This is a genomic window from Streptococcus varani (assembly GCF_001375655.1).
GTDB lineage: Bacteria > Bacillota > Bacilli > Lactobacillales > Streptococcaceae > Streptococcus > Streptococcus varani.
In genome coordinates this window covers 389,858-410,865 of record NZ_CTEN01000001.1, presented here as the reverse complement: position 1 = coordinate 410,865, position 21,008 = coordinate 389,858, and the positions used below count along the sequence as shown (strand labels likewise).

The window sequence follows — 21,008 nt, the reverse complement described above, 5'->3', positions numbered from 1 at the left end:
TCTTTTAAAATTGTAAAAATAAGAGATGCAGCTGCAAAAAGATCATATCTGCATAAGATTGATGGTCCGTAAAGTCTTGCATCGTTGCCTGTAATTCCTGAAGATTATCGGTAATAATCCCATCTACCTGAAGCTGCAACATCCTCATCATACTATCTTCGCTATTGGGCGTCCAAGCATAGACAAGTTTCTTTCGAATCCAAGATTTGAGAACAAAGGACTGATCCAAGGAACTGTATTCCATGGTATACCCATCTGCCACAGTTGTCGGATAGATGGAATTAAAAGGTAAGATAAAGGCTGCCAAGAGCTTGTCATCAAATTTTTTCACAGCCTCAACCACATCATAGTCCAAGGATTGCATCTGATGACCTCCCGCTACCAAGCGCTTCCCATAGGTTTGCAAAAAATGCTGCATGAACTGAGGGGAGTCTGCCTTGGACGTCTTTATCTCGACCAGTAATCTCTGCTGGAGATTTTCTGAAACCTGCAAATACTCATCAAAAGAGGGCACCGGACTCGATTGACCATTTTCTGAAGCCATCATCTGCGTCAGCTCCGCCAAAGTGTAATCATGCGTCCCACCTTCATGCCCTGTCAAGGCCTTTAAATCTGTATCATGCATGACCACAAACAGCCCATCCTTGGTTTCCTGCACATCCATCTCGATGTAATCCGGCTTCAATTGAGATGTTTTTTCCAGAGAATCAATGGTATTTTGCACCCCATTTTCCATATCCACCCCACGATGAGAAATGGTAACTGGCAAATCTTCAAAAGGATAATAAAGAAAGACAAAGGCCTGTACACCGAAGTAAAGACTAGCTAACAATAAAATTCCCAAGCGCATGCCATGGTGTAACTGTTGCTGGTGCGGCATCGGAAGCTCTGACTCGGTACTGTAAGAGATAAATTTCAACAAAAATAGAGAAAGAATCCCATAGTAAAAAAGATAGAGCAACACCACATGAAACAAGGCCTGATAAAAAGCTATTCCCTCAGTCCACCTATCGGCTGCAATCTGCATGAAGTAAATCCCTGCACCTACAACCACAAAAGCCACAATAGTCCGCGTTACCATCCCAAGGAGTTTAAAATAGGATTTCCAGACTCCTTTTTCCCTTGTCTTCTGGAAAGAAGAAGCAATGGCTCGCTTTACAGATACCCCATCTTTGTAAATCAGAGGAAGGCTATAAATCAATCTCGCCGCCAGCCAGAAAAAGGCTAATAAGGCAACTGTCATGCCAAGAGCAACAAATTGATTCTTAGCTAGGTAGTCGAGGATAAACTGCGGAACAACCAGCTTATTGACATAGTAGATGCCGACCACCTTTCGCAAAAAAGGAAAGAAGACTGCAGAGTAAAGAAGAACATAGACGATTTTCACCACCGACATCTGCTTGAAGATTCGCTTTAGCTCCCCCAGAAGATGAGAAAAATAAGAAGACAAACCTTCTTCTTGCTCTAGTATCCTCATCAGACCGACCGTCAATAGTCCGATTTCCAGATAAACCAAGACTAGGTTGGACAAGACCAAAAGAAGAAATAGCACTGTCACCCACCACTTGGCAGCTAGAACTGCCAAGACATTTGTCGGCGATAGATAAGCGTAACCAGTCATCTCTAACAGAATTTCCGATAACCATGAATTTAGCGGTACCCAAACCACCTCTACAGTCGCAAAAGCTACTGCAAATAAAAGTAAAATCCGGTCAAACTGTTGGTATAAGGTTTTCCATTCCATGTAGATACGTTTCATAGTCCTAGTTTCCCACATTCTTTTTGAGAAATCAAGCCTGATTGGCAATCAAATCATAGAAACAACAGGTTGTTTTTTCAAAAAATTCTGATATAATTGAATTATCTGAAAATTTAAACAAGGAGCATGCTATGACAAAACACATCCAATGGGACGGCAATCTTTCACAAGAAGGATTGGAGGCAATCAAAAAAGAAGGCGGGGTGCTTGTCTGCCCAACCAAGGTCGGCTATATCATAATGACAGCTGATAAGGCGGGGCTAGAGCGTAAGTTTGAAGCCAAAGACCGCAAGCGCAACAAACCCGGTGTTGTCCTCTGCGGTAGCATGGAAGAATTGCGCGACTTGGCCCAGATGACACCAGAAATTGATGCCTTCTACCAAACACACTGGGATGAGGACATCCTCCTCGGTTGTATCCTCCCTTGGAAACCTGAGGCTTATGCGAGATTGCAGGCCTACGGTGATGGCCGTGAAGAGCTGATGACCGACGTTCGTGGCACTTCTTGTTTCGTTATCAAGTTTGGTGTAGCTGGTGAGCAAATCGCCAAGGAAATGTGGGAAAAAGAGGGCCGCATGGTCTATGCTTCTTCTGCCAACCCATCTGGTAAAGGCAACCGCGGTAAGGTTGAAGGAATCGGCGAGCGTATCGAGTCTATGGTAGACTTGGTTATTGAAGCCGACGACTACGTAACCTCTATCCAACCAGACAAAACGATCGAAACCCGCTATGAGCAGGGTGTGATGGTCTCTATGGTGGATACCGATGGTAAGTTGATTCCAGAGCAAGGTCCTGGCAGCCGCTCTATCGAGCCATGCCCAGTTGTCATCCGTAAAGGTTTAGACATCAATAAAATCATGATGCACTTGTCTGACCACTTCAACTCTTGGAACTTCCGCCAAGGGGAATATTATTAAGAAAATGAAAAGAAGTTTGCTTACAGACTTCTTTTTTATTATTTCGACCATCTAAGAGAATCTGAGGTGCTCCCATTTCTTGCCTTAATCCTGCTTAATGACCTTAGCTGGAACTCCGACAACTGTTGCATTGTCCGGTACATCTTTTGTGACCAGACTGCCAGCACCAACAATGGCATTTTCACCAACCGTTACACCTGGCAAAATGGTGGCTCCTTCTCCAATCCAAGCATTTTTCTTGATGTGAACAGGCTTTAAGATGAGGCCACGTCGAAGTTCGGGTTCTTGTGGATGATTGACTGAGATGAGCATAGCCCGCGAACCAATCAAGACCTTATCCTCAATGGTAATGGACCCCAAATCAACCATCAGGACATCTGTGTTGATAAAGACTTCCTTACCAATGGAGATGTGACGCCCAAAATCTGTACGAAAAGGTAGGGCGACAGAAGTGGAGTCATCCAATTTCTTACCCATGATTTTTTCCAACAAGGCTTTTTTTGATGCTGTGGTTTGCAGGTTCGTATTTAATTCCTCAACAAGGGGCAAGGTTTCAGCTGTTATTTCATGAATGTACTCATAGACTGCAGCACCACTTTTGATCACTTGCCCAGTTTCGATAAAGTTTTTGATATTCAAATCCATTTCCTCTCCAATCGTCTTATTCTAAGGGTATCTTTTATAAATTATTTTTTGCAAAAGCCTCAATCTCATCAAATGGGATGATGTCTTTTTGGTCGTAAAGGTCTGTATGACTAGCTCCTTCAACGGTAATCATTTGCTTATTGTCACCTGCCAGTTTGTCAAAGGTATCTTTCCCGAAATAGTAAGAATGGGCCTCACTTCCATGAACAACCAGCACCGCTGAACGGATTTCATGGCTGTAGTAAAGGAAGCGTGTATTTGAAAAACTGGTGTTTGATTGGATAGCCCAGCCATCGTTTGAGTTGAGACTGCGTGCATGGTAACCACGAGCTTCTTTGTAATAAGCATAATAGTCTTTCACAAACTGTGGTGCATCTGCTGGCAATGGGTCTACAACACCACCAGAAAGAGCATAGGTTCCAGTTTGGGTATCTTCTGTCCGTTGTTTGGCGAGGGCAAGACGTGCTTGGTAACGAGCCTCTTCATTGTCCTGGCTATCGAAGTAGCTATTCCCTGCCACACGTGACATGTCATACATGGTTGAAGCTACAGTCAGCTTGATGCGAGGATCGATTGCAGCTGCATTGATGGCGATACCACCCCAGCCACAGATACCGATGATACCGATTCTGTCCGCATCCACATTTTCTTGTGGCGTTAAGAAGTCAACTGCTGCTTGAAAATCTTCTGTATTGATATCTGGAGATTGCATATAGCGAGGAACTCCACCTGATTCACCTGTAAAGGATGGATCAAAAGCAATAGTTAAATAGCCACGCTCCGCCATTTCTTGGGCATAAAGTCCAGATGATTGTTCTTTAACTGCCCCAAAGGGACCAGCTACCGCAAAGGCAGGAAGTTTATTTATTGCATCTTTTGGAATATACATATCAGCTGCTAAGGTAATTCCGAAATGATTTGTAAAGGTTACTTTTTTATGGTCAACCTTCTCGCTAAGTGGAAAAACCTTATCCCATTCTTTTGTTAGTTTTAATTGTTCAGCCATTTGCTTGACTCCTTTTCTTTTGTTCTACAAGATTCATTATAGACCTGTTTCGACCCATAATCAAACACCTGTTTTTTATATACAATATGCCCAAAAGGTATAATGTGCTATAATAAGAAAAAAAGATTTTTGAAAGGCATACACATGGATATTCGCGTTCTACAGTATTTCGTCACCATTGTTCAAACTAAATCCATTTCAAACGCTGCACAGGCTCTACATGTGACCCAACCCACCCTGTCCAGACAAATCAAGGACTTGGAAGAAGAATTAGAAACCATCCTCTTCTACCGTGGAAGTAGGGAAATCCAACTAACTGAGGACGGTCGCTACCTTTACAATCGTGCCATCGAAATCCTAGCACTGGTCAATAAAACCGAGAACAATATCAAACGGACAGACTCCATTTCAGGAGAAATCTATATCGGAGTAGCCGAAAGTCAATCTCTTGACATCATTGCCAAAGCTGTGAAAGAACTGACCGAGAACTACCCAGAAACAAAGGTACACCTTCGCAGCGGAAATGCTGACTTTGTACAAGAATACTTGGATCAGGGACTCTTTGATATCGGTGTAACTTTTGGTCCCTTTGATGAGAGAAAGTATAGTCAAATCGCACTCCAAAATCGTGATGCCTGGGGCGTACTGGTACCAAAAAACCACCCCTTGACAAAGATCGATAAACCAAAGCTTCATGACATCATTCATTATCCCCTGATTGTATCTTCTCAATCCAATAATGATTCCAAAGACTTGGCTGGCCTCGGAGACTATCGCATCGTCGCAACCTACAACCTCCTTTATAACGCCTCGCTATTGGTCAAAGCTGGTGTTGGAATAGCACTCTGTCTGGATGGCATTGTGCCGACAGATTACGACCATAGTCAACTTGCTTTTGTCAGACTTCAAGAAGACATCCAAGACCCATTCCAGGTCATTTGGAAAAAGCAGAGCAACCAATCACCAGTCGCCAAAGAATTTTTGAAAATCCTAGAAAATCTCCTTCTTTCAGGTAAGAAGAAATAAATTGAAAATGCAAAAAAGGAACAAGTTTCGAATCCGACATGCTTGTTCCTTTTTTTGTAAAAGTTTCTGAATGTATCAAAGAATCTTATATCTCTGATTCATTTTCATTCCACCCAATCCAACACTGGCCCCATCGGTACAACTCCCGTTGGGTTGATGGTTTTGTGACTGCCATAATAATGTTCTTTGATATGGTCAAAATTAACCGTTTCAGCAATACCTGGCAAATTGTCAATGCGTTTGGTGTAAGCCCAAAGATTTGGATAGCTGGTCAAGGCTCTGAGATTGCATTTGAAATGACCAAAGTAGACGGCATCGAAACGTACAAGGGTGGTGAAAAGACGGATATCGACCTCGGTCAAACGGTTTCCGACCAGGTAATCTTGTCCTTGCAACCGAACTTCCAATTGGTCAAGTGCCTCAAAGAGCTTGCTCACTTCTTCTTCGTAAACATCTTGCTTAGTGGCAAAACCCGCTTTGTAGACACCATTGTTGACACGGTGGTAAACAAAGTCATTGACTTCATCAATTTCTTGCAAGTGCTCAGCCGGAACATAGTCCCCTTCTTTTGCGCCAATGCCATCAAAAGCGGAGTTGAGCATGCGAATGATTTCGGAAGATTCATTGCTGACGATGGTCTTGGTCTTTTTATCAAAGAGAACTGGTACCGTCACGCGCCCTGTATAGTCAGGCTTGACAGCTGTGTAAACTTGGTACATATAGTCCGCCTGAAAGACGGGGTCTCCAATAACTCCCGATCCCTCTTCAAAGGTCCAGCCATTTTCCAGCATGAGCGGATGCACGATGGACACAGAAATCATGTCCTCTAAGCCCTTAAGGGATCGCATAATGAGTGTGCGACTAGCCCAAGGACAGGCCAGAGAGACATAAAGATGGTAGCGACCTGCTTCTGCCTGATAACCCACTTGACCAGTCGGTCCTGCAGAGCCATCTGCTGTGATCCAATTGCGGAATTGAGCTTCCGTTCTTACAAAACGACCACCTGTTTTCTTGGTATCGTACCACTGATCAACCCACTTACCTTCTACCAATAAACCCATGACATGTTCCTTCTTTCTGTTTTTCTTTATTTTATCACTAATTATTGACAAAAACAAGAATAAAAACTTGAGAAATCCCAAGTTTATTTTCCAAATAGTCTTGCAAAAAAGCCCTTGTTTTCTTTTTCTTCCACTTGAGCCTTAGCTTGATCCAACTCCAGTTTAAGAGTTTCCTTATCAGCCATGGCTTTAAGAGTTAATTGCTGTTGTTGGTCTAACTGCTTGTCTTTTTCAGAAATCTGAACATCTTTAACCTTAAGCTGCTCATCTTTTTCAGACAATTGTTTGTCTTTGGCTTTCAGTTGATCGTATAGACGAATAATCTCAGCATTCTTTTCATCTACCAAAATCTCCATCAGCTCACGGTACTTGACTTCCTCACTGACCGGTTCGTCTTCAAAAATGGTGGTCTTATAAATTTCTTCCAATTTAACCAAACCATCTCGATTAACAACTGTCACACCTTTTTCATTTTTTTCAACAAATTCTTCTGGAAGCGACTTGACACGATTGTTCATGGCCTGTCGGCTAACTCCTAAAATCTCAGCAAGTTCGCTGACTGTTTTTTCAATTCCCATAATATCCTCAATAGCTTGATTTTCTTGAAGTTTTCTATCATTAAAATCTTACCACAACCACCTACCCCTGTCAAATTTATGGTAAAATGAGAGCATGAAAACATATGATACAATCATTATTGGAGCGGGACCTGCTGGCATGATGGCTGCCATCTCCTCTTGCTTCTATGGAAATTCCACATTGCTCTTAGAAAAAAACAAACGCTTAGGTAAAAAACTGTCTGGAACAGGCGGCGGACGTTGCAATGTCACCAACAATGGAACGCTAGAAGATTTGCTAGAAGGCATTCCTGGCAATGGACGCTTTCTTTACAGCGTCTTCTCACAGTTTGACAACCAGGATATCATCAACTTTTTCGAGGAAAATGGGGTCAAACTCAAGATCGAAGACCATGGTCGCGTCTTCCCTACGACAGACCGCTCTCAGACCATCATCAAGGCGTTAGAAATGAAAATGTTAGAGTTGGGTGTGGATATCCGAACTGGATGCGAAGTCGTTTCCGTCAAGAAAATCGAGGACCTTTTCCATGTCAAAACAGCCCATACCGAGTTCACAGCAACAAAACTGATTGTCACTACCGGCGGCAAGTCCTATCCATCCACAGGCTCTACTGGCTTCGGTCATGAGATAGCCCGTCATTTCAAGATGCAGGTGACTGAGTTGGAGGCTGCTGAAAGCCCCATTTTGACAGATTTTCCTCACAAGGCTCTACAAGGCATTTCCCTGGATGAGGTCACCCTCAGCCATAGCAAGCATGTCATTACCCATGACCTGCTTTTTACCCACTTTGGCTTGTCTGGGCCAGCTGCCCTACGCCTATCCAGCTTTGTCTCTGGTGGTGAAGTCGCTCACTTGGACTTCCTTCCAGGCATGTCCAGCGATGAGCTCAGTTCCTACCTGACAGAAAATCGCGAAAAGGCAGTCAAAAATGCCCTCAAAGGGTTAGTCCCTGAACGCGTGGCTGAGTTCTTATCCGCTGATCTACCAGAAAAAATCAAGCAATTGTCTGTGACGGAAAAGCAAGAATTGATAGATAAGCTGAAAAGTCTACCCATCAAGATTACCGGCAAGATGTCCCTAGCACGCTCCTTTGTGACCAAGGGCGGGGTAGACCTCAAGGAAATCAACCCTAAAACCTTGGAATCTAAAAAAGTTCCCGGACTCCACTTCGCTGGCGAGGTCCTAGACATCAACGCCCACACCGGTGGCTTCAACATCACCTACTGCCTCTGTACCGGCTGGGTAGCTGGGATGATGCATTATTAAAAGGAAAACATTGTTTACAAAATACAGAAAAAAAGGTATAGAATCCGTTAGCGAAAACGTTGATCTATACTTTTTGCATTACTTTATATCAAAGGATAGTCTGCGAATGGAGTTTTCCAGACTATTTTATGCTTCTGAATCAGTTAGACTTGGAAAAGTCACTATCATACTGGTCCCTTGGCCCATCTGACTCGAGACCTCAATGCTCGCGCCATGGCACTTAAGTGCGTGTTTCACAATGGATAAACCAAGACCTGTTCCGCCCACCTTTTTAGATCGGCTCTTGTCTACCCGATAGAATCTCTCAAATATCCTCTCCTGCTCCTCCTTTGGAATACCAATCCCTGTATCCTTTACCTCTAAGAGAACTTTATTGTCCTTGCCAGTTACCGTCACATAGACATCTCCCTTAGGCTGATTGTAGGTAATGGCATTGTCACAAAGGTTGTAAATCACAGAGGATAGGAGAGCATGATTTCCTTTGACGAAATGAGAACTCCCTTTGAGATGGAGGGCTACCTGTTTTTGACTAGCCTTTCCCGATAAACTTTCCAGACTTTCTGTCGCGACTTGGTAAACATCCAGCTTTTCCATGCTAATCTGAGGTGATTCGTCTAATAAGGAGAGGTTGATAATATCCTCCACCAACTGAACCATGCGCTGAGATTCACTATGAATCTTGTGGGCAAACTGCTGCACATCGGCCTCTGAAACAACTTGATTGTGCAACATTTCTGAATAACCAGAGATAATATGAAGTGGAGTTTTCAGTTCATGGGAGACATTGGCTGTAAACTCTCGTCTCATCTGTTCTGCCTGCCATTGTTCTGTGATATCAAAGAACAACAGAGCCAAGCCAGTTACTTGATTGTCTGAAAGAATGGGTCTGACCAAAGCCTTGTAGGTCATCCCCTCCACAGTCAGAACACCTTCCCCTTTGACACCGGTCAAACCAGCTTCCATCAGTTTATTGAGCTGAAGGTCACGGACCACTTCCAGCATATCCCGGCCAACCGATTCATTGTCTGCTTGGAGCAATTGCTGGGCCGCCGGATTCATACTGATAATCCTTCTTTGGTTGTCTAATAAGACCATCCCCTCTCTAATCTTAGAGATGATGGTATCAAATTCTCCTTTTTTCTGGGTCAGGAGTTGCTCTTGACTAGCCAATTCTTTTTGTTGGTGATCAATTCGTCTCAGAAGAGGAGAGATTTCACCATAAACAACATTCTCCAAAGGAGAGTCCAGATCTAATTGATTAAGCGGAGCTACCAGACGATGGGCTGTATAGCGCGAAATCCAGATGGATAAGGCTAACATTATCAAGAGAACTAAGAGGAGCGGCTGAAAGAGCCCAAAAAGCAAGAGCAGGATGCTATGTTGGGTCACAGAGAGACGAACAACCGTACCATTGACCAGCCGTTGGGCAACGTAGAGAGACTTCTGGGTTAAGGTGGAAGAATAACGCACACTCTCACCATGACCTGAAGCGATGGCCTCTGCAATCTCTTCTCGGTCTCCGTGATTCTCCATCTTAGTGGCATCCGACTCTGTATCGTAGAGGACCTTACCCGTATTATCTACCCAAGTGATCCGAGTATTAGAAGTTTTTAAGCCCTCGAAAAAATCTCTCCCTTCAACGGACAATCCTTGAGCTGCCAGGGCAGTCTGAGTCTGTAGTTGCTCCATCTGAAGTTGATTAAAATAGCGATAGACAGCTCCCACTATCAGAAGCAAACTCAGCAGAAGAATCAAAAAATTAGAAAACAAGGTCGAACGAAATATTTTTTTAACCATGTGGGTCCTCCATACGGTAGCCAACGCCCCGAATGGTCTGGATGTAGTTCCCACAAGTACCCAACTTGGTTCTTAAGGTACCGATATGAACATCGACCGTTCGAGTCTCCCCAAAAAACTGTGTCCCCCAAACCTTGTCCAACAACTCTTGGCGAGTGAAGACGCGGCCCGGATTGAGCATTAAGAGAGAAAGTAGTTCAAATTCTTTTAAGGTTAGAAGGATTTTTTCCCCTTCTGTGTAGACAGTATAGCTTTTGGAATCTAGGCGAATAGCGCCCAAACGAAGCTGGGATCCTTTGTCAATCTCCCCACTTCTTCTCAGCACCGCCTTGATCCGAGAAATCATCTCCATCATCCCAAAAGGTTTGACCAAGTAATCATCAGCTCCTAAATCCAGACCTTTCACCTTATCAAACTCTGTTCCCTTAGCCGTAGCCATAATCACAGGGATATCCATTGTAGGAGCATTCTCTTTGAGACGCCCTAAAAGACTGATGCCATCCTCTCCTGGGAGCATGATATCTAGAATAATCAAATCTGCTGGCTCCTGGCTAATCTGCTGCCAGAAACTTTCCCCGTCTGCAAAACCCTTGGCTTCAAAACCAGTCGTCCGCAAGGTATAGAGCATTAGCTCACGAATGTCATCATCATCTTCTACACAATAAATCACGTTGTTTCTCCATCTAGTTGGCCTGTAATTGAGAATAGTACCCATTTAGCAATATTAACGGTATGGTCCCCAATTCGTTCCAAATATTTAGCCACCATCAGAATATCCAAGACATGCTCTCCATCTTCAACTGTTTCCGATGTGTCTTTAAAATAGCGAATAAGTTCTTTCTTTATTGTATCAAAATGTTGGTCAACATAGTCATCTTTTGCAATTACTTGGTTGGCTAATTTTTCATCTTCATGGACAAAAGCATCGATACTGTCTGTTACCATCTGGATGACATGGCTAGCCATCTCACGCAAGGTCTCCAATTCCCGTCCAGTCTGAATATGGTTGAGGCCGATGATTTCAGCTACTTCGGCCGATTGTGCCCCAATCCGCTTCATATCGTAAACCATCTTGAGGGCAGAAGAAATCCGGCGTAAGTCTGTTGCAACAGGCTGCTGACGCAGGAGCAATTTCAAACATTGCTCTTCAATGTCTCTTTCCAACTGCTCAATCTTTTGATACGTTTTACCGACATTATTGACCAGATAAAAGTCATCCTCTTCCAAAGGAACCAGGGATTTTGCAATGATGTCCTCACAAAGAGTCCCCATAACAATTAAATTAGTATTTAAATCATGAAGTTGGTTTTCAAATCTTGAGCGAATCATCCGAATCTCCCCGTAATATATCTTTCTGTACGTTCATCCTGTGGTAGTGAAAAGAGTTGACTAGTTTTGTTGTATTCGACAATTTCTCCTAGGAGGAAGAAGGCTGTTTTATCCGAAATACGCACAGCCTGTTGCATATTGTGGGTCACAATGACAATAGTATATTTGGACTTCAGCTCAATGACCAATTCTTCGATTTTTGCTGTCGAAATGGGATCTAAGGCACTGGTTGGCTCATCCATAAGCAAGATATCTGGCTCAATCGCTAAAGCTCTTGCAATACAAAGACGTTGTTGTTGTCCGCCTGACATACCAAGTGCGGATTTGTGCAAACGATCCTTGACCTCATCCCAGATAGCTGCCTGTTTCAGAGAACGCTCTACAATCTCATCTAATTGCGCCTTGTTATGAATACCGTGGGTCCGAGGCCCAAAAGCAATATTATCATAAATACTCATTGGAAAGGGATTGGGTTTTTGGAAGACCATTCCGACTTTTTTTCTCAGGACATTAATATCCATATCACGGTAGACATCTTCCTGATCTAGGGTAACTTGTCCCGTAATGACACAGTTTTTGACCAGATCATTCATCCGATTCAAACTTTTTAACAGGGTCGATTTTCCACATCCAGATGGACCAATAAAAGCCGTTATTTCATTGGCTGAAATGTCCAAATTAATATCTTTTAAGGCATGGAAATCCCCATAATAAAGATCCAGATTATTGATCGCTAATTTACTCATTATTTGTTTCACTTCCTAATCGTCTTGCAATCAAACCAGAAACCAAGTTGATGACGATAACTAATACTAAAAGAATAACCGCTGTGGCATAGGTCTGATTGATATACAAACCTTCCCCAGAAATAGCATACATATGAACAGCCAGGGTCCGAGTGGAGCTAAAGACGCTCTTTGCAACTTCTGCAACGGTGCCCGCTGTAAAGATTAAAGCGGCTGACTCACCGACAATCCGCCCAATCGCCAAGATAATCCCTGAGAAAATACCAGGCAAGGCACTTGGCAGAACAATCCGGGAAATCGTCCGAATCTTCCCTGCTCCTAGAGCAAAAGCGCCCTCTCGATAACTATCCGGAACGGATAGCAAGGCTTCCTCTGTTGTCCGCATAATCAAGGGTAAAATCATAATACTCAAGGTAACAGCACCTGCCAGTAGGGAGAGACCCATTTGTGCAAATTTCACAAAGAAGAGGGCCCCAAAAAGACCGTAGATGATCGACGGAATCCCCGCCAAAGTCTCTGTCGCTATCCGAATCACTTTGACAAAACGATTGTCTCGACGAGCATACTCCGTCAAATAAATGGAGGAGCCGATGCCAATAGGCACTGCAAAAGTGAGAGCCAAAATTGTCATAAAAATAGTATTGATAAGGGCTGGCAAGAGCGAAACGTTTTGGCTGTTGTAGGTCCATTCAAAGAGACTCCAGTGTAAATTAGGAATGCCCTTAACCAAGATATAGCCGACAATAAAGAGAATACCCAAAAAAGTCGCTAAGGCCGCTCCGCCTACTAAAAGGAATAAAAAGAGCGATAGGCGATCTTTCTGCCGGGCCTTCATCTCCTGTTTCCAAGTTCGTTGATTGATATTTTCCATCCCTAGTCCTCTTTATTTAGTAGTGAGAAACTGATATTGATCATCAGGATAAAGATAAAGAGTACCACTGCTGTACCAATTAAGGCCTCTCTATGTAAGCCGGTCGAATAGCCCATCTCCATAACGATATTTGTCGTCAAGGTACGAACACCTGATGTTAAGGAATCCGGTAAGATAGCCTGGTTTCCGGCTACCATGATCACTGCCATGGTTTCTCCGATTGCCCGACCAACTCCCAAAATAACCGCAGCCAGGATACCGCGTTTTGCAGCTGGTAATACGGCAAAGAAGATACTTCTTTCATGGGAGGCCCCTAAAGCCAGTCCGCCCTCATAATAGGAGTTGGGTACTGCACGAATAGCTGCCTCAGAGACACTGATAATGGTGGGTAAAATCATCAAGCCTAAGAGGATAGAAGCTGTTAACACACCCATCCCAAAACCACCAATATTTTCCCTTACAAAAGGAACCAAAACCACCAAACCAAAGAAACCATAAACAACCGATGGAATCCCTGCCATGAGATTGATAGCTGCCTTGAGCGGTCTATAAATCTTTTGTGGACAAAAACGTGCCATAAAAACAGCTGTTAAAATCCCAATTGGCACACCCAAGACCAAGGCCCCTGCCGTTACATACAGCGATCCTACAATCATGGGTAAAATGCCAAAGAGATTATTGGCTGGTCTCCAAGTAGTTCCTGTTAGAAAGTTTCCCAAGCCGATTTGCTGGATAGCAGGAAAGCCATTCATAAAGAGAAAGATACAGATTAGTAAAACAGATAAAATAGAAATGCAGGCGGTAAGGAAGAATACCGCTTGCATAATTTTTTCTTTCGTATGATTCATTCATAACCTCTTATTTAGAGAGAGCATCCCAAGATGTTGTTTTTCCTGTGAAGATCTCTTTCACTTGCTCGTTGGTCAAGTCAGAAACTGGATTGTTTTTATTGACAATAACACCAATTCCGTCCAGAGCGATAACTGTTGGAGTAACGCCTTTTGCTTTTTCTTCGTCTGTTAGTTCACGAGAAGACATACCGATGTCTGCTGTTCCTTCCGTAGCGCTGATAATACCAGTAGAGGAGTCGCTTTGTTGTACTTCTACAGTCACCTTAGCATTTACCTTAGCATAAGCTTCCTTTAATTTTTCCATCACAGGTGTTACTGAACTAGAACCTGCCACAACAACTTTTCCGCTATTTGCTTTTGCTGTGTAAGTTGGAGCATTATCCAAAGGAATATAACCACTCTTTTCAACGACAGCTTGACCATCCGCACTCAAGATAAAGTGGATGAAGTCTTGAGCCGCTTCGCTAACTTCTGATTTCGTCACAATATTGAAAGGACGTGAAATTTTATAGGTACCATCTTTGATATTGTCTACTGTAGCTTCCGCACCATCAATTTTAAGGATTTTATTACTGTCATCAAGTGAACCAAGTGAAGCATAACCAATAGCATTGGCATCTCCAGATACCGTTGTCAACATAACAGATGTGGAGTTGGTCACAATAGCCTTATCAGAGGTCATATCCACCTTTTTGCCGTCTGCACCCTTTTCTAAAACATGGAACAATTCAACAAAGGCTCCACGTGTTCCAGAACCTTCTTCACGCGATACAACATTGATAGTTTGATTAGATGAACTGCCACCTTCAGCTGACTTAGTGCCACAAGCTGTTAAAAAAGATAAACCTGCAAGACCAGTAATGGCAATTTTAGATAATGTTGATAGTTTTTTCATGGTAAACTCCTCAGTTATTTGATTTACAAGTATGATTATAGTCTTTCAACATCAAATCTATGCCCTCCCTTTTGTAAAGTTTTTGTAAAATCGCAAAAAAACAGCCTAGGCATCGGTAGACTGTTTCATTTTTAAAATAAATAGCGGAGAGTAGCCACACAAAGGATACCCGCCACTACCGCCAGCATCACATTTCTTGTTTTTCCAAGGACCGCAAAAGTCGGCAATACGGCTACTAGTTCTATCCACTGAATCTTAGGCCAGCCACCAACTCGACCAGGAAAAAGACTGGATAGAATCAGTGCGAAAATGATTGTAAGAGGTAAATAGGCCAAGAACTTGACCAATTTGTCAGGCAAGGTTGCAAAACGAACGAAAACATAGGGTAGTACCCGCGGCAACCAAGTCACCAAGGCCGAGATCACAATAGCCCCTAAAATATACTGATTAATCATCCAAAATCACCCCCGTTAAACATCCTAACAAAGTCGCCATCAAAAGGGCCAAAGAAGCGGAAATGATCCGCGAGAAGCCAAAATAAGAGACCAAAACCACCAACAAGATCCAAACGATTTTCTGTAAGGCTACTTTCTGCAAAATCCCCTGCAGTTGGCTGGCAAAAATAGCCACAAACATAGCAATAAGAGCAAAATCGATGCCAAAAGCATGTGGGTTTGGAATAAAGCCACCAACCAAGGAACCTGTTATCGTAGCTAAAATCCAAGAAAGGTAGCTGGCAGCATTATTGCCGTACATCCAAAAAGGAGATACTTCCTGATGAAGAATATGATGTCCCAGCATCACTCCATAACTTTCGTCCGTCAAAAAACTACCGATTAGAATTTGTTGAGGAAAAGAAGCCTTAGAAAAGATGGTTGAGGTATGTAAATTCATAAGGAAATGCCGTAAGTTGACGAGAAAAATCGTCAGTGCGATGGAGGTCAGAGGTGCCTGGACCAGAATCAAGGCTGCCAAGGCAAATTGACCAGAACCTGCATAGATTAAGATACTCATCAAACCCGTTTCTAGAGGGGAAATACCGGATTTGGCCGCCACAATCCCAAAAGCCAAACCGATTGATAAATAACCAAAAACAGTTGGAGTCGCAGCCCGAACTCCTGCCCAAAACCTTTTCTCTCTCATCATTATCCTCACAAAAAATTCAGAATATTCTTATAGTATAACATAAAAAGAGTTCAGATAGGAATGAAATTGGGAAACAGACCATTAGCAAGCAGTCAGATAAAAGCAAAAGTCCCCGAGATAGATCTCAGGAACTTCTTCCATAATAAGTATACGGAGAACGGCTTCAGCATACCCATCTCAACTGTTTAAATATTGCTCCACCGTCATGACCTGGGCAAATTCACCATCGAGACTTGCTAAGTTGATTTGATGGAGTAGTTCAGGATCAATCGTTTGTCCCCATAAGTCAGGCAGAGCAAAGCTAGCTGTCGCATCCGATAAGAGAACAACCGTAAACCCAAGATTAGCTGCCATACGAGTGGTCGTCGAAACACAGTGTGGTAAAGTCAGACCAAGGATGACCAAGTCCGAAATTCCTTGCTTTTGCAAATAAGATTCTAAGTCTGTCCCGATAAAGGCACTGTTAACCGTTTTTTCGAAAATCACTTCCCCATCCAAGGGTTCAAACCCCTCCATGAAAGCTCTATCCGATTCCTTATAAAATGAATCTTCTGCTAGGCGTGACTTATGGCAGATGTGAATAACTTCTTCCCCACTTTCACGAAAATGTTCCAAGACAGTCAACATCTTCTCTTCCGCTTGAGGATTATTGCGTTCAGGCCACTGGCTACCCAAAAAGCCTTTTTGCATATCAATAAGAAGCAAAGCCTTCTTCATTCCTACTCCATTTCTTGGAAAACCAAACTAGGTTTAGCATTAAGATCTAGTTTAGCGAAATTCCCTCTTTCAAATTCTATGGCAGCAGCCAAGGCAATCATCCCAGCATTGTCCCCACAAAGACGCAAGGGTGGAATAATCACATCGACATCCCTCATCTCTACCGCGAGTCGCTCACGCAATCCTTGATTGGCTGCGACACCACCAGCCACCACCAAGGTACCCACTGGGTATTTCTCCAAAGCCTTTTTAGTCTTTACCATGAGAATATCCAGCACCGCTGTTTGGAAGGAGGCACACAGATCAACTATGTCCAATTCCTGGCCTTTTTGCTGAGCATTATGATAGAGATTAATAACGGCAGATTTGAGTCCTGAAAAAGAAAACTCTAGATTGTCTTCCTTGATCATTGCCCGCGGGAAATGGTAGACATCCTGACCTTCGTGTGCTAACTCATCCATTTCGCGGCCAGCCGGATAGGTCAGCCCCATCAAGCGACCAACCTTATCATAGGCCTCGCCAACCGCATCATCGCGGGTTTCACCAATGATCTTATAGTCACCCGGTGCCGCCACATAAACCAACTCCGTGTGACCTCCGGATACCAACAGAGCCATGAGAGGATAGGTCAACTCTTTAACCGCACGCGCCGCCATCAAGTGGCCAGCCATGTGATTGACTGGAATCAGCGGTAAGCCATGCGCCCAAGCAAAAGCCTTAGCAGAAGCCATACCGACCAAAAGAGCTCCCACTAAACCTGGACCATAGGTCACTCCTACCGCATCCAAATCCTCTGCTTCAATACCCGCTTCCTGCAGGGCTTCCTCTATACAAGTCGTCACTACTTCCACATGGTGGCGACTGGCGATCTCGGGCACTACGCCGCCAAAACGCTTGTGACTTTCTACTTGACTAGCAATGATGTTGCTCAGCAATTCCTTGTCATTTTTTAAAATAGCTACACTGGTCTCATCACAAGAAGACTCAATAGCCAAAATATATCGATCTTTCATTTCTTCATTCATCCTAACTGGCCCTCACGAGCCATCAAAACTGCATCTTCAACCGGATTCTGGTAATATTTTTTTCGTAGTCCCACTTTCTTGAAACCAAACTTTTCATACAAGCCACGCGCCGCTTTATTGCTTTCTCTAACCTCCAAGAAAACAGGCTCACTCCTACTAGACAATGTATTCATGAGTTGATTGGCTAGACCTTGACCTTGATAGTCTTTTCTGACCGCAATCTGAGTGATTTCTAATTCTCCAGCCAAGTCTTGAACAGCTAAAAAACCAAGCAATTTCTGATTTTCAATCAGATAGAGATACTCCGTATGGGCCAACTTCATGTCTCTTTCAATCTGTTGCAAGGTCCAGGGCGATTGATTATAGACATCGGTCAACAGTGAAAATATTTCTTGAGAATAATCCATATCAGACTCTCTTAATGTAGTCATCTTCATTGTCCGCCTCATTTGCTTTGAGCCAGTTTTCTTCTGCTTCTACTCGCTTCAGATATTCGGGAACAAAGTCATCTACATTGACTGCCGGTAAATCTCGACCCAGTCTTCCGATACCAAGGGCCGAAGGCAAGGTCTCCATGATCTGAGCATGAGGAAGAGATGCTTCAATCTGACTGCGAAAGTTAGCTACTTCCCCAACAAAAGTAACCTTTTCAGCTGACTCAGCCCTTTTCAACACATCACCAAAAGGTAAATGAGCATCTGCTTGCACCGATAGACCTTTTTCATAAAAACCAGCATAGACATTGTTCCTACGAGCATCCATGAGTGGCACAATCAGTCCATCCGCTGGACACTCCGATACCAAAGCATAGAGACTGGACACCCCAACTAATTCTATCTTTAGAGCATAAGCAAGCGTTTTGGCAGTGGCAACGGCCACCCGTAAACCCGTATAAGAGCCTGGCCCTTTAGCTACGGCGATCCGATCCAAATCAGCAGGCTTCCAACCAATCGATTCCACTAAAAAATCAATGGTAGGCATGAGACTGATACTGTGGTTTTTCTTGATGTTAAGAGTCACTTCAGCCACCAAGTTGTCATCTTCCAAAAGTGCGACAGCTAAGGCTAGGCTAGAAGTATCCATTGCTAATATTTTCATTATAATTTCCTCGTTCTACTTCTCTTTATTGTAAGCTATCTTGAACATTTTTTCAAATCAAGTCCATCAAGTCTTATCTTATCATTGGAAAATAATTGAAAATAAATGGTTTTTTACATTTTCACCAGCATTTTCCTTTCACCAAAAGCGCCTTTTATGGTATAATGTACATAATTGCAACGTTTCATAGAAAACAGAAGAAAAGAGTGAATAACTCGTTCTTTTTCTTAACATAACTCCAGAAAACTGCATAAGAAAAAACAAGTAGAAACCCTCTATTTGTGGCTTTTTCAACGTAAACTGTTTCATCAAGAAAGGAAAACCATGATTTATAAAGTATTTTACCAAGAAACCAAAGATCGCTCTCCACGTCGTGAGCAAACCAAGTCTCTCTATCTAGAAGTTGAAGCAGCTTCAGAATTGGAAGGACGCATCGTAGCTCGCCAATTAGTAGAGCAACATACTGATTTCAATATCGAATTAATTGAATTATTATCTGACAACCACTTAGAGTATGAAAAATCTCATACTGATTTCAAACTTACGGAGTTCTAATCCATGTCATCCATCAATCTAAAACCAAATGAAGTTGGCGTCTTTGCCATCGGTGGTTTAGGGGAAATCGGAAAAAACACCTATGGCATCGAATACCAAGATGAAATTCTCATCGTCGATGCCGGCATTAAGTTCCCAGAAGACGATTTATTGGGAATTGATTATGTTATCCCTGATTACTCCTATATCGTTGAAAATATTGAGCGTGTTAAAGGCGTCGTCATCACTCACGGACACGAGGACCACATTGGTGGTATTCCTTTCCTCCTCAAGCAAGCCAATGTTCCTATCTATGCCGGACCTCTTGCTCTTGCCCTCATCCGAGGTAAATTGGAAGAGCATGGTCTTTTGCGCGATGCTAGTCTCCATGAAATCAACCACAACACTGAATTAACCTTCAAGCAACTCAAGGTCAGCTTCTTCCGTACCACTCACTCTATTCCAGAGCCTTTGGGTGTTGTGGTAGCTACACCTCAAGGAAAAATCGTCTGTACCGGCGACTTTAAGTTCGACTTTACCCCTGTGGGAGAACCTGCCGATTTGCACCGCATGGCCGCACTGGGCGAAGAGGGCGTACTCTGTCTTCTATCAGATTCGACAAACGCCGAAGTACCAACTTTTACTAACTCTGAAAAAGTTGTCGGTCAGTCTATCAGCAAAATTATCGAAGGCATCCACGGCCGTATCATCTTTGCCTCCTTTGCTTCCAACATCTTCCGTCTCCAACAAGCTGCAGATGCGGCGGTCAAAACCGGACGCAAGATTGCGGTCTTTGGACGCTCTATGGAAAAAGCCATTGCCAACGGTATTGAATTGGGTTATATTAAAGTACCAGCAGATACCTTTATCGAGCCCAATGCTATCAAAGAATACCCTGCTAGTGAAGTCTTGATTCTCTGTACCGGTAGCCAAGGAGAGCCCATGGCTGCCCTCTCACGGATCGCTCACGGAACTCATCGTCAAGTACAATTGCAACCTGGTGATACCGTCATCTTCTCCTCTAGCCCGATTCCAGGAAATACAACTGGCGTCAACAAGATTATCAATATCTTGATTGAAGCTGGTGTCGAAGTAATCCACGGTAAAATCAACAACATCCATACCTCTGGACACGGTGGCCAGCAAGAACAAAAACTCATGCTCCGCCTCATTAAACCGAAGTACTTTATGCCCGTTCATGGCGAATACCGCATGCAGAAAATTCATGCTGGTCTTGCTGTTGACACTGGTATCCCTAAAGATAATATCTTTATCATGGAAAATGGGGATGTCTTGGCTCTTACCAAGGACTCAGCGCGTATCTCAGGAAGCTTCAATGCACAAGACATCTATGTTGACGGAAACCGTATCGGTGAAATCGGAGCTGCTGTCCTCAAAGATCGCCGTGATTTATCTGAAGATGGCGTCGTCTTAGCCGTTGCTACTGTTGATTTTAAGACACAAATGATTTTGGCTGGCCCAGATATCCTCAGCCGAGGCTTTATCTATATGCGTGAATCTGGCGACCTCATCCGTGAGAGCCAGCAGATTCTCTTCAATGCTATCCGTATCGCTCTGAAAAATAAGGATGCAAGCATCCAAAGCGTCAACGGATCCATTGTCAACGCCCTGCGACCATTCCTCTATGAAAAAACAGAACGCGAGCCCATTATTATCCCAATGATCTTGACACCGGATAATTAAAAAGGTCTGGGAGACCTTTTTAACGCGAGCTTTAAA

23 protein-coding genes are annotated in these 21,008 nt (G+C 43.4%); 5 read left to right on the top strand and 18 right to left on the bottom strand.

Going from position 1 to position 21,008, the window contains the following annotated elements:
• Window positions 1–4: 4 nt before the first annotated feature.
• Entirely contained in the window at window positions 5–1,759 is a 1,755-nt protein-coding gene (locus BN1356_RS02120) for a glycerophosphodiester phosphodiesterase (RefSeq protein ID WP_093649777.1), read from the bottom strand.
• A 131-nt stretch (window positions 1,760–1,890) separates the two neighbouring features.
• Here BN1356_RS02120 and BN1356_RS02115 point away from each other — a divergent pair, with 131 nt between their 5' ends.
• Entirely contained in the window at window positions 1,891–2,676 is a 786-nt protein-coding gene (locus BN1356_RS02115; RefSeq protein ID WP_093649776.1) for an L-threonylcarbamoyladenylate synthase, read from the top strand.
• Window positions 2,677–2,760: 84 nt separating this feature from the next.
• Here BN1356_RS02115 and BN1356_RS02110 read toward each other — a convergent pair whose 3' ends face one another.
• Both BN1356_RS02110 and BN1356_RS02105 read right to left on the bottom strand, forming a co-directional pair.
• Window positions 2,761–3,321 carry a DapH/DapD/GlmU-related protein gene (locus BN1356_RS02110; protein ID WP_093649775.1) on the bottom strand — a complete coding sequence of 187 codons (561 nt, stop codon included), beginning with the start codon at window positions 3,319–3,321 and terminating at the stop codon, window positions 2,761–2,763.
• Between the two features lie 34 nt (window positions 3,322–3,355).
• Entirely contained in the window at window positions 3,356–4,327 is a 972-nt protein-coding gene (locus BN1356_RS02105) for an alpha/beta hydrolase (protein ID WP_093649774.1), read from the bottom strand.
• Window positions 4,328–4,471: 144 nt separating this feature from the next.
• Between BN1356_RS02105 and BN1356_RS02100 the strand changes: the two genes are divergently transcribed.
• Window positions 4,472–5,353, top strand: coding sequence for a LysR family transcriptional regulator (locus BN1356_RS02100; protein ID WP_093649773.1), 882 nt, complete (start codon window positions 4,472–4,474; stop codon window positions 5,351–5,353).
• A 104-nt stretch (window positions 5,354–5,457) separates the two neighbouring features.
• Here the strand turns inward: BN1356_RS02100 and BN1356_RS02095 are convergent, their stop codons facing one another.
• Window positions 5,458–6,414, bottom strand: a complete 957-nt coding sequence (locus tag BN1356_RS02095; protein WP_093649772.1) for a glutathione S-transferase family protein — start codon at window positions 6,412–6,414, stop codon at window positions 5,458–5,460.
• Between the two features lie 83 nt (window positions 6,415–6,497).
• A complete protein-coding gene (locus tag BN1356_RS02090; RefSeq protein ID WP_093649771.1) occupies window positions 6,498–6,992 on the bottom strand; it encodes a DUF536 domain-containing protein in 495 nt (164 codons plus the stop codon).
• A 94-nt stretch (window positions 6,993–7,086) separates the two neighbouring features.
• Between BN1356_RS02090 and aao the strand changes: the two genes are divergently transcribed.
• A complete protein-coding gene (gene aao, locus BN1356_RS02085; RefSeq protein ID WP_093649770.1) occupies window positions 7,087–8,259 on the top strand; it encodes an aminoacetone oxidase in 1,173 nt (390 codons plus the stop codon).
• A 126-nt stretch (window positions 8,260–8,385) separates the two neighbouring features.
• Here aao and BN1356_RS02080 read toward each other — a convergent pair whose 3' ends face one another.
• The 13 genes from BN1356_RS02080 to tsaB form a co-directional block, all read right to left on the bottom strand.
• Entirely contained in the window at window positions 8,386–10,056 is a 1,671-nt protein-coding gene (locus BN1356_RS02080) for a sensor histidine kinase (RefSeq protein WP_093649769.1), read from the bottom strand.
• Window positions 10,049–10,726: a winged helix-turn-helix domain-containing protein gene (locus BN1356_RS02075; protein WP_093649768.1), complete on the bottom strand. Its 678-nt coding sequence runs from the start codon at window positions 10,724–10,726 to the stop codon at window positions 10,049–10,051. Before BN1356_RS02075 ends, BN1356_RS02080 begins: the two co-directional genes overlap by 8 nt.
• Window positions 10,723–11,385 carry a phosphate signaling complex protein PhoU gene (phoU, locus tag BN1356_RS02070; protein ID WP_093649767.1) on the bottom strand — a complete coding sequence of 221 codons (663 nt, stop codon included), beginning with the start codon at window positions 11,383–11,385 and terminating at the stop codon, window positions 10,723–10,725. Before phoU ends, BN1356_RS02075 begins: the two co-directional genes overlap by 4 nt.
• Window positions 11,382–12,131: a phosphate ABC transporter ATP-binding protein PstB gene (pstB, locus tag BN1356_RS02065; protein WP_093649766.1), complete on the bottom strand. Its 750-nt coding sequence runs from the start codon at window positions 12,129–12,131 to the stop codon at window positions 11,382–11,384. The genes phoU and pstB overlap by 4 nt, the downstream gene beginning before the upstream one ends.
• Window positions 12,124–13,002 carry a phosphate ABC transporter permease PstA gene (gene pstA, locus BN1356_RS02060; protein ID WP_093649765.1) on the bottom strand — a complete coding sequence of 293 codons (879 nt, stop codon included), beginning with the start codon at window positions 13,000–13,002 and terminating at the stop codon, window positions 12,124–12,126. Before pstA ends, pstB begins: the two co-directional genes overlap by 8 nt.
• Before the next feature lie 2 nt (window positions 13,003–13,004).
• Window positions 13,005–13,850 carry a phosphate ABC transporter permease subunit PstC gene (gene pstC / locus BN1356_RS02055; RefSeq protein ID WP_093649764.1) on the bottom strand — a complete coding sequence of 282 codons (846 nt, stop codon included), beginning with the start codon at window positions 13,848–13,850 and terminating at the stop codon, window positions 13,005–13,007.
• A 10-nt stretch (window positions 13,851–13,860) separates the two neighbouring features.
• Entirely contained in the window at window positions 13,861–14,748 is an 888-nt protein-coding gene (locus BN1356_RS02050) for a substrate-binding domain-containing protein (protein ID WP_093649763.1), read from the bottom strand.
• A 131-nt stretch (window positions 14,749–14,879) separates the two neighbouring features.
• Window positions 14,880–15,203: an AzlD domain-containing protein gene (locus BN1356_RS02045; RefSeq protein WP_093649762.1), complete on the bottom strand. Its 324-nt coding sequence runs from the start codon at window positions 15,201–15,203 to the stop codon at window positions 14,880–14,882.
• Window positions 15,196–15,891 carry an AzlC family ABC transporter permease gene (locus BN1356_RS02040; RefSeq protein WP_093649761.1) on the bottom strand — a complete coding sequence of 232 codons (696 nt, stop codon included), beginning with the start codon at window positions 15,889–15,891 and terminating at the stop codon, window positions 15,196–15,198. The genes BN1356_RS02045 and BN1356_RS02040 overlap by 8 nt, the downstream gene beginning before the upstream one ends.
• A gap of 180 nt (window positions 15,892–16,071) precedes the next feature.
• Window positions 16,072–16,611 carry a cysteine hydrolase family protein gene (locus BN1356_RS02035; protein ID WP_093649760.1) on the bottom strand — a complete coding sequence of 180 codons (540 nt, stop codon included), beginning with the start codon at window positions 16,609–16,611 and terminating at the stop codon, window positions 16,072–16,074.
• Between the two features lie 2 nt (window positions 16,612–16,613).
• The gene (gene tsaD / locus BN1356_RS02030; RefSeq protein ID WP_093650039.1) at window positions 16,614–17,624 is read right to left on the bottom strand and encodes a tRNA (adenosine(37)-N6)-threonylcarbamoyltransferase complex transferase subunit TsaD; all 1,011 of its coding nucleotides are present in this window, start codon (window positions 17,622–17,624) and stop codon (window positions 16,614–16,616) included.
• An 8-nt stretch (window positions 17,625–17,632) separates the two neighbouring features.
• Entirely contained in the window at window positions 17,633–18,073 is a 441-nt protein-coding gene (rimI, locus tag BN1356_RS02025) for a ribosomal protein S18-alanine N-acetyltransferase (RefSeq protein ID WP_093649759.1), read from the bottom strand.
• Complete coding sequence (gene tsaB / locus BN1356_RS02020) at window positions 18,045–18,734, bottom strand: tRNA (adenosine(37)-N6)-threonylcarbamoyltransferase complex dimerization subunit type 1 TsaB (RefSeq protein ID WP_093649758.1); 690 nt, start codon at window positions 18,732–18,734, stop codon at window positions 18,045–18,047. Before tsaB ends, rimI begins: the two co-directional genes overlap by 29 nt.
• A gap of 324 nt (window positions 18,735–19,058) precedes the next feature.
• On the opposite strand from tsaB, the gene BN1356_RS02015 reads away from it, so the two are divergent.
• Together BN1356_RS02015 and rnjA are read left to right on the top strand one after the other, a co-directional pair.
• Entirely contained in the window at window positions 19,059–19,289 is a 231-nt protein-coding gene (locus BN1356_RS02015; protein ID WP_093649757.1) for a DNA-dependent RNA polymerase subunit epsilon, read from the top strand.
• Between the two features lie 3 nt (window positions 19,290–19,292).
• Window positions 19,293–20,972 carry a ribonuclease J1 gene (gene rnjA / locus BN1356_RS02010; protein WP_093649756.1) on the top strand — a complete coding sequence of 560 codons (1,680 nt, stop codon included), beginning with the start codon at window positions 19,293–19,295 and terminating at the stop codon, window positions 20,970–20,972.
• The last annotated feature ends 36 nt before the right edge of the window (window positions 20,973–21,008 follow it).

What these genes read in the sequence shown, in the direction of transcription:
- BN1356_RS02120 (WP_093649777.1), bottom strand. Translation starts at nt 1,759, where the DNA reads ATGAAACGTATCTACATGGAATGGAAAACCTTATACCAACAGTTTGAC.
- BN1356_RS02115 (WP_093649776.1), top strand. Translation starts at nt 1,891, where the DNA reads ATGACAAAACACATCCAATGGGACGGCAATCTTTCACAAGAAGGATTG.
- BN1356_RS02110 (WP_093649775.1), bottom strand. Translation starts at nt 3,321, where the DNA reads ATGGATTTGAATATCAAAAACTTTATCGAAACTGGGCAAGTGATCAAA.
- BN1356_RS02105 (WP_093649774.1), bottom strand. Translation starts at nt 4,327, where the DNA reads ATGGCTGAACAATTAAAACTAACAAAAGAATGGGATAAGGTTTTTCCA.
- BN1356_RS02100 (WP_093649773.1), top strand. Translation starts at nt 4,472, where the DNA reads ATGGATATTCGCGTTCTACAGTATTTCGTCACCATTGTTCAAACTAAA.
- BN1356_RS02095 (WP_093649772.1), bottom strand. Translation starts at nt 6,414, where the DNA reads ATGGGTTTATTGGTAGAAGGTAAGTGGGTTGATCAGTGGTACGATACC.
- BN1356_RS02090 (WP_093649771.1), bottom strand. Translation starts at nt 6,992, where the DNA reads ATGGGAATTGAAAAAACAGTCAGCGAACTTGCTGAGATTTTAGGAGTT.
- aao (WP_093649770.1), top strand. Translation starts at nt 7,087, where the DNA reads ATGAAAACATATGATACAATCATTATTGGAGCGGGACCTGCTGGCATG.
- BN1356_RS02080 (WP_093649769.1), bottom strand. Translation starts at nt 10,056, where the DNA reads ATGGTTAAAAAAATATTTCGTTCGACCTTGTTTTCTAATTTTTTGATT.
- phoU (WP_093649767.1), bottom strand. Translation starts at nt 11,385, where the DNA reads ATGATTCGCTCAAGATTTGAAAACCAACTTCATGATTTAAATACTAAT.
- pstB (WP_093649766.1), bottom strand. Translation starts at nt 12,131, where the DNA reads ATGAGTAAATTAGCGATCAATAATCTGGATCTTTATTATGGGGATTTC.
- pstA (WP_093649765.1), bottom strand. Translation starts at nt 13,002, where the DNA reads ATGGAAAATATCAATCAACGAACTTGGAAACAGGAGATGAAGGCCCGG.
- pstC (WP_093649764.1), bottom strand. Translation starts at nt 13,850, where the DNA reads ATGAATCATACGAAAGAAAAAATTATGCAAGCGGTATTCTTCCTTACC.
- BN1356_RS02050 (WP_093649763.1), bottom strand. Translation starts at nt 14,748, where the DNA reads ATGAAAAAACTATCAACATTATCTAAAATTGCCATTACTGGTCTTGCA.
- BN1356_RS02045 (WP_093649762.1), bottom strand. Translation starts at nt 15,203, where the DNA reads ATGATTAATCAGTATATTTTAGGGGCTATTGTGATCTCGGCCTTGGTG.
- BN1356_RS02040 (WP_093649761.1), bottom strand. Translation starts at nt 15,891, where the DNA reads ATGAGAGAGAAAAGGTTTTGGGCAGGAGTTCGGGCTGCGACTCCAACT.
- BN1356_RS02035 (WP_093649760.1), bottom strand. Translation starts at nt 16,611, where the DNA reads ATGAAGAAGGCTTTGCTTCTTATTGATATGCAAAAAGGCTTTTTGGGT.
- tsaD (WP_093650039.1), bottom strand. Translation starts at nt 17,624, where the DNA reads ATGAAAGATCGATATATTTTGGCTATTGAGTCTTCTTGTGATGAGACC.
- rimI (WP_093649759.1), bottom strand. Translation starts at nt 18,073, where the DNA reads ATGAAGATGACTACATTAAGAGAGTCTGATATGGATTATTCTCAAGAA.
- tsaB (WP_093649758.1), bottom strand. Translation starts at nt 18,734, where the DNA reads ATGAAAATATTAGCAATGGATACTTCTAGCCTAGCCTTAGCTGTCGCA.
- BN1356_RS02015 (WP_093649757.1), top strand. Translation starts at nt 19,059, where the DNA reads ATGATTTATAAAGTATTTTACCAAGAAACCAAAGATCGCTCTCCACGT.
- rnjA (WP_093649756.1), top strand. Translation starts at nt 19,293, where the DNA reads ATGTCATCCATCAATCTAAAACCAAATGAAGTTGGCGTCTTTGCCATC.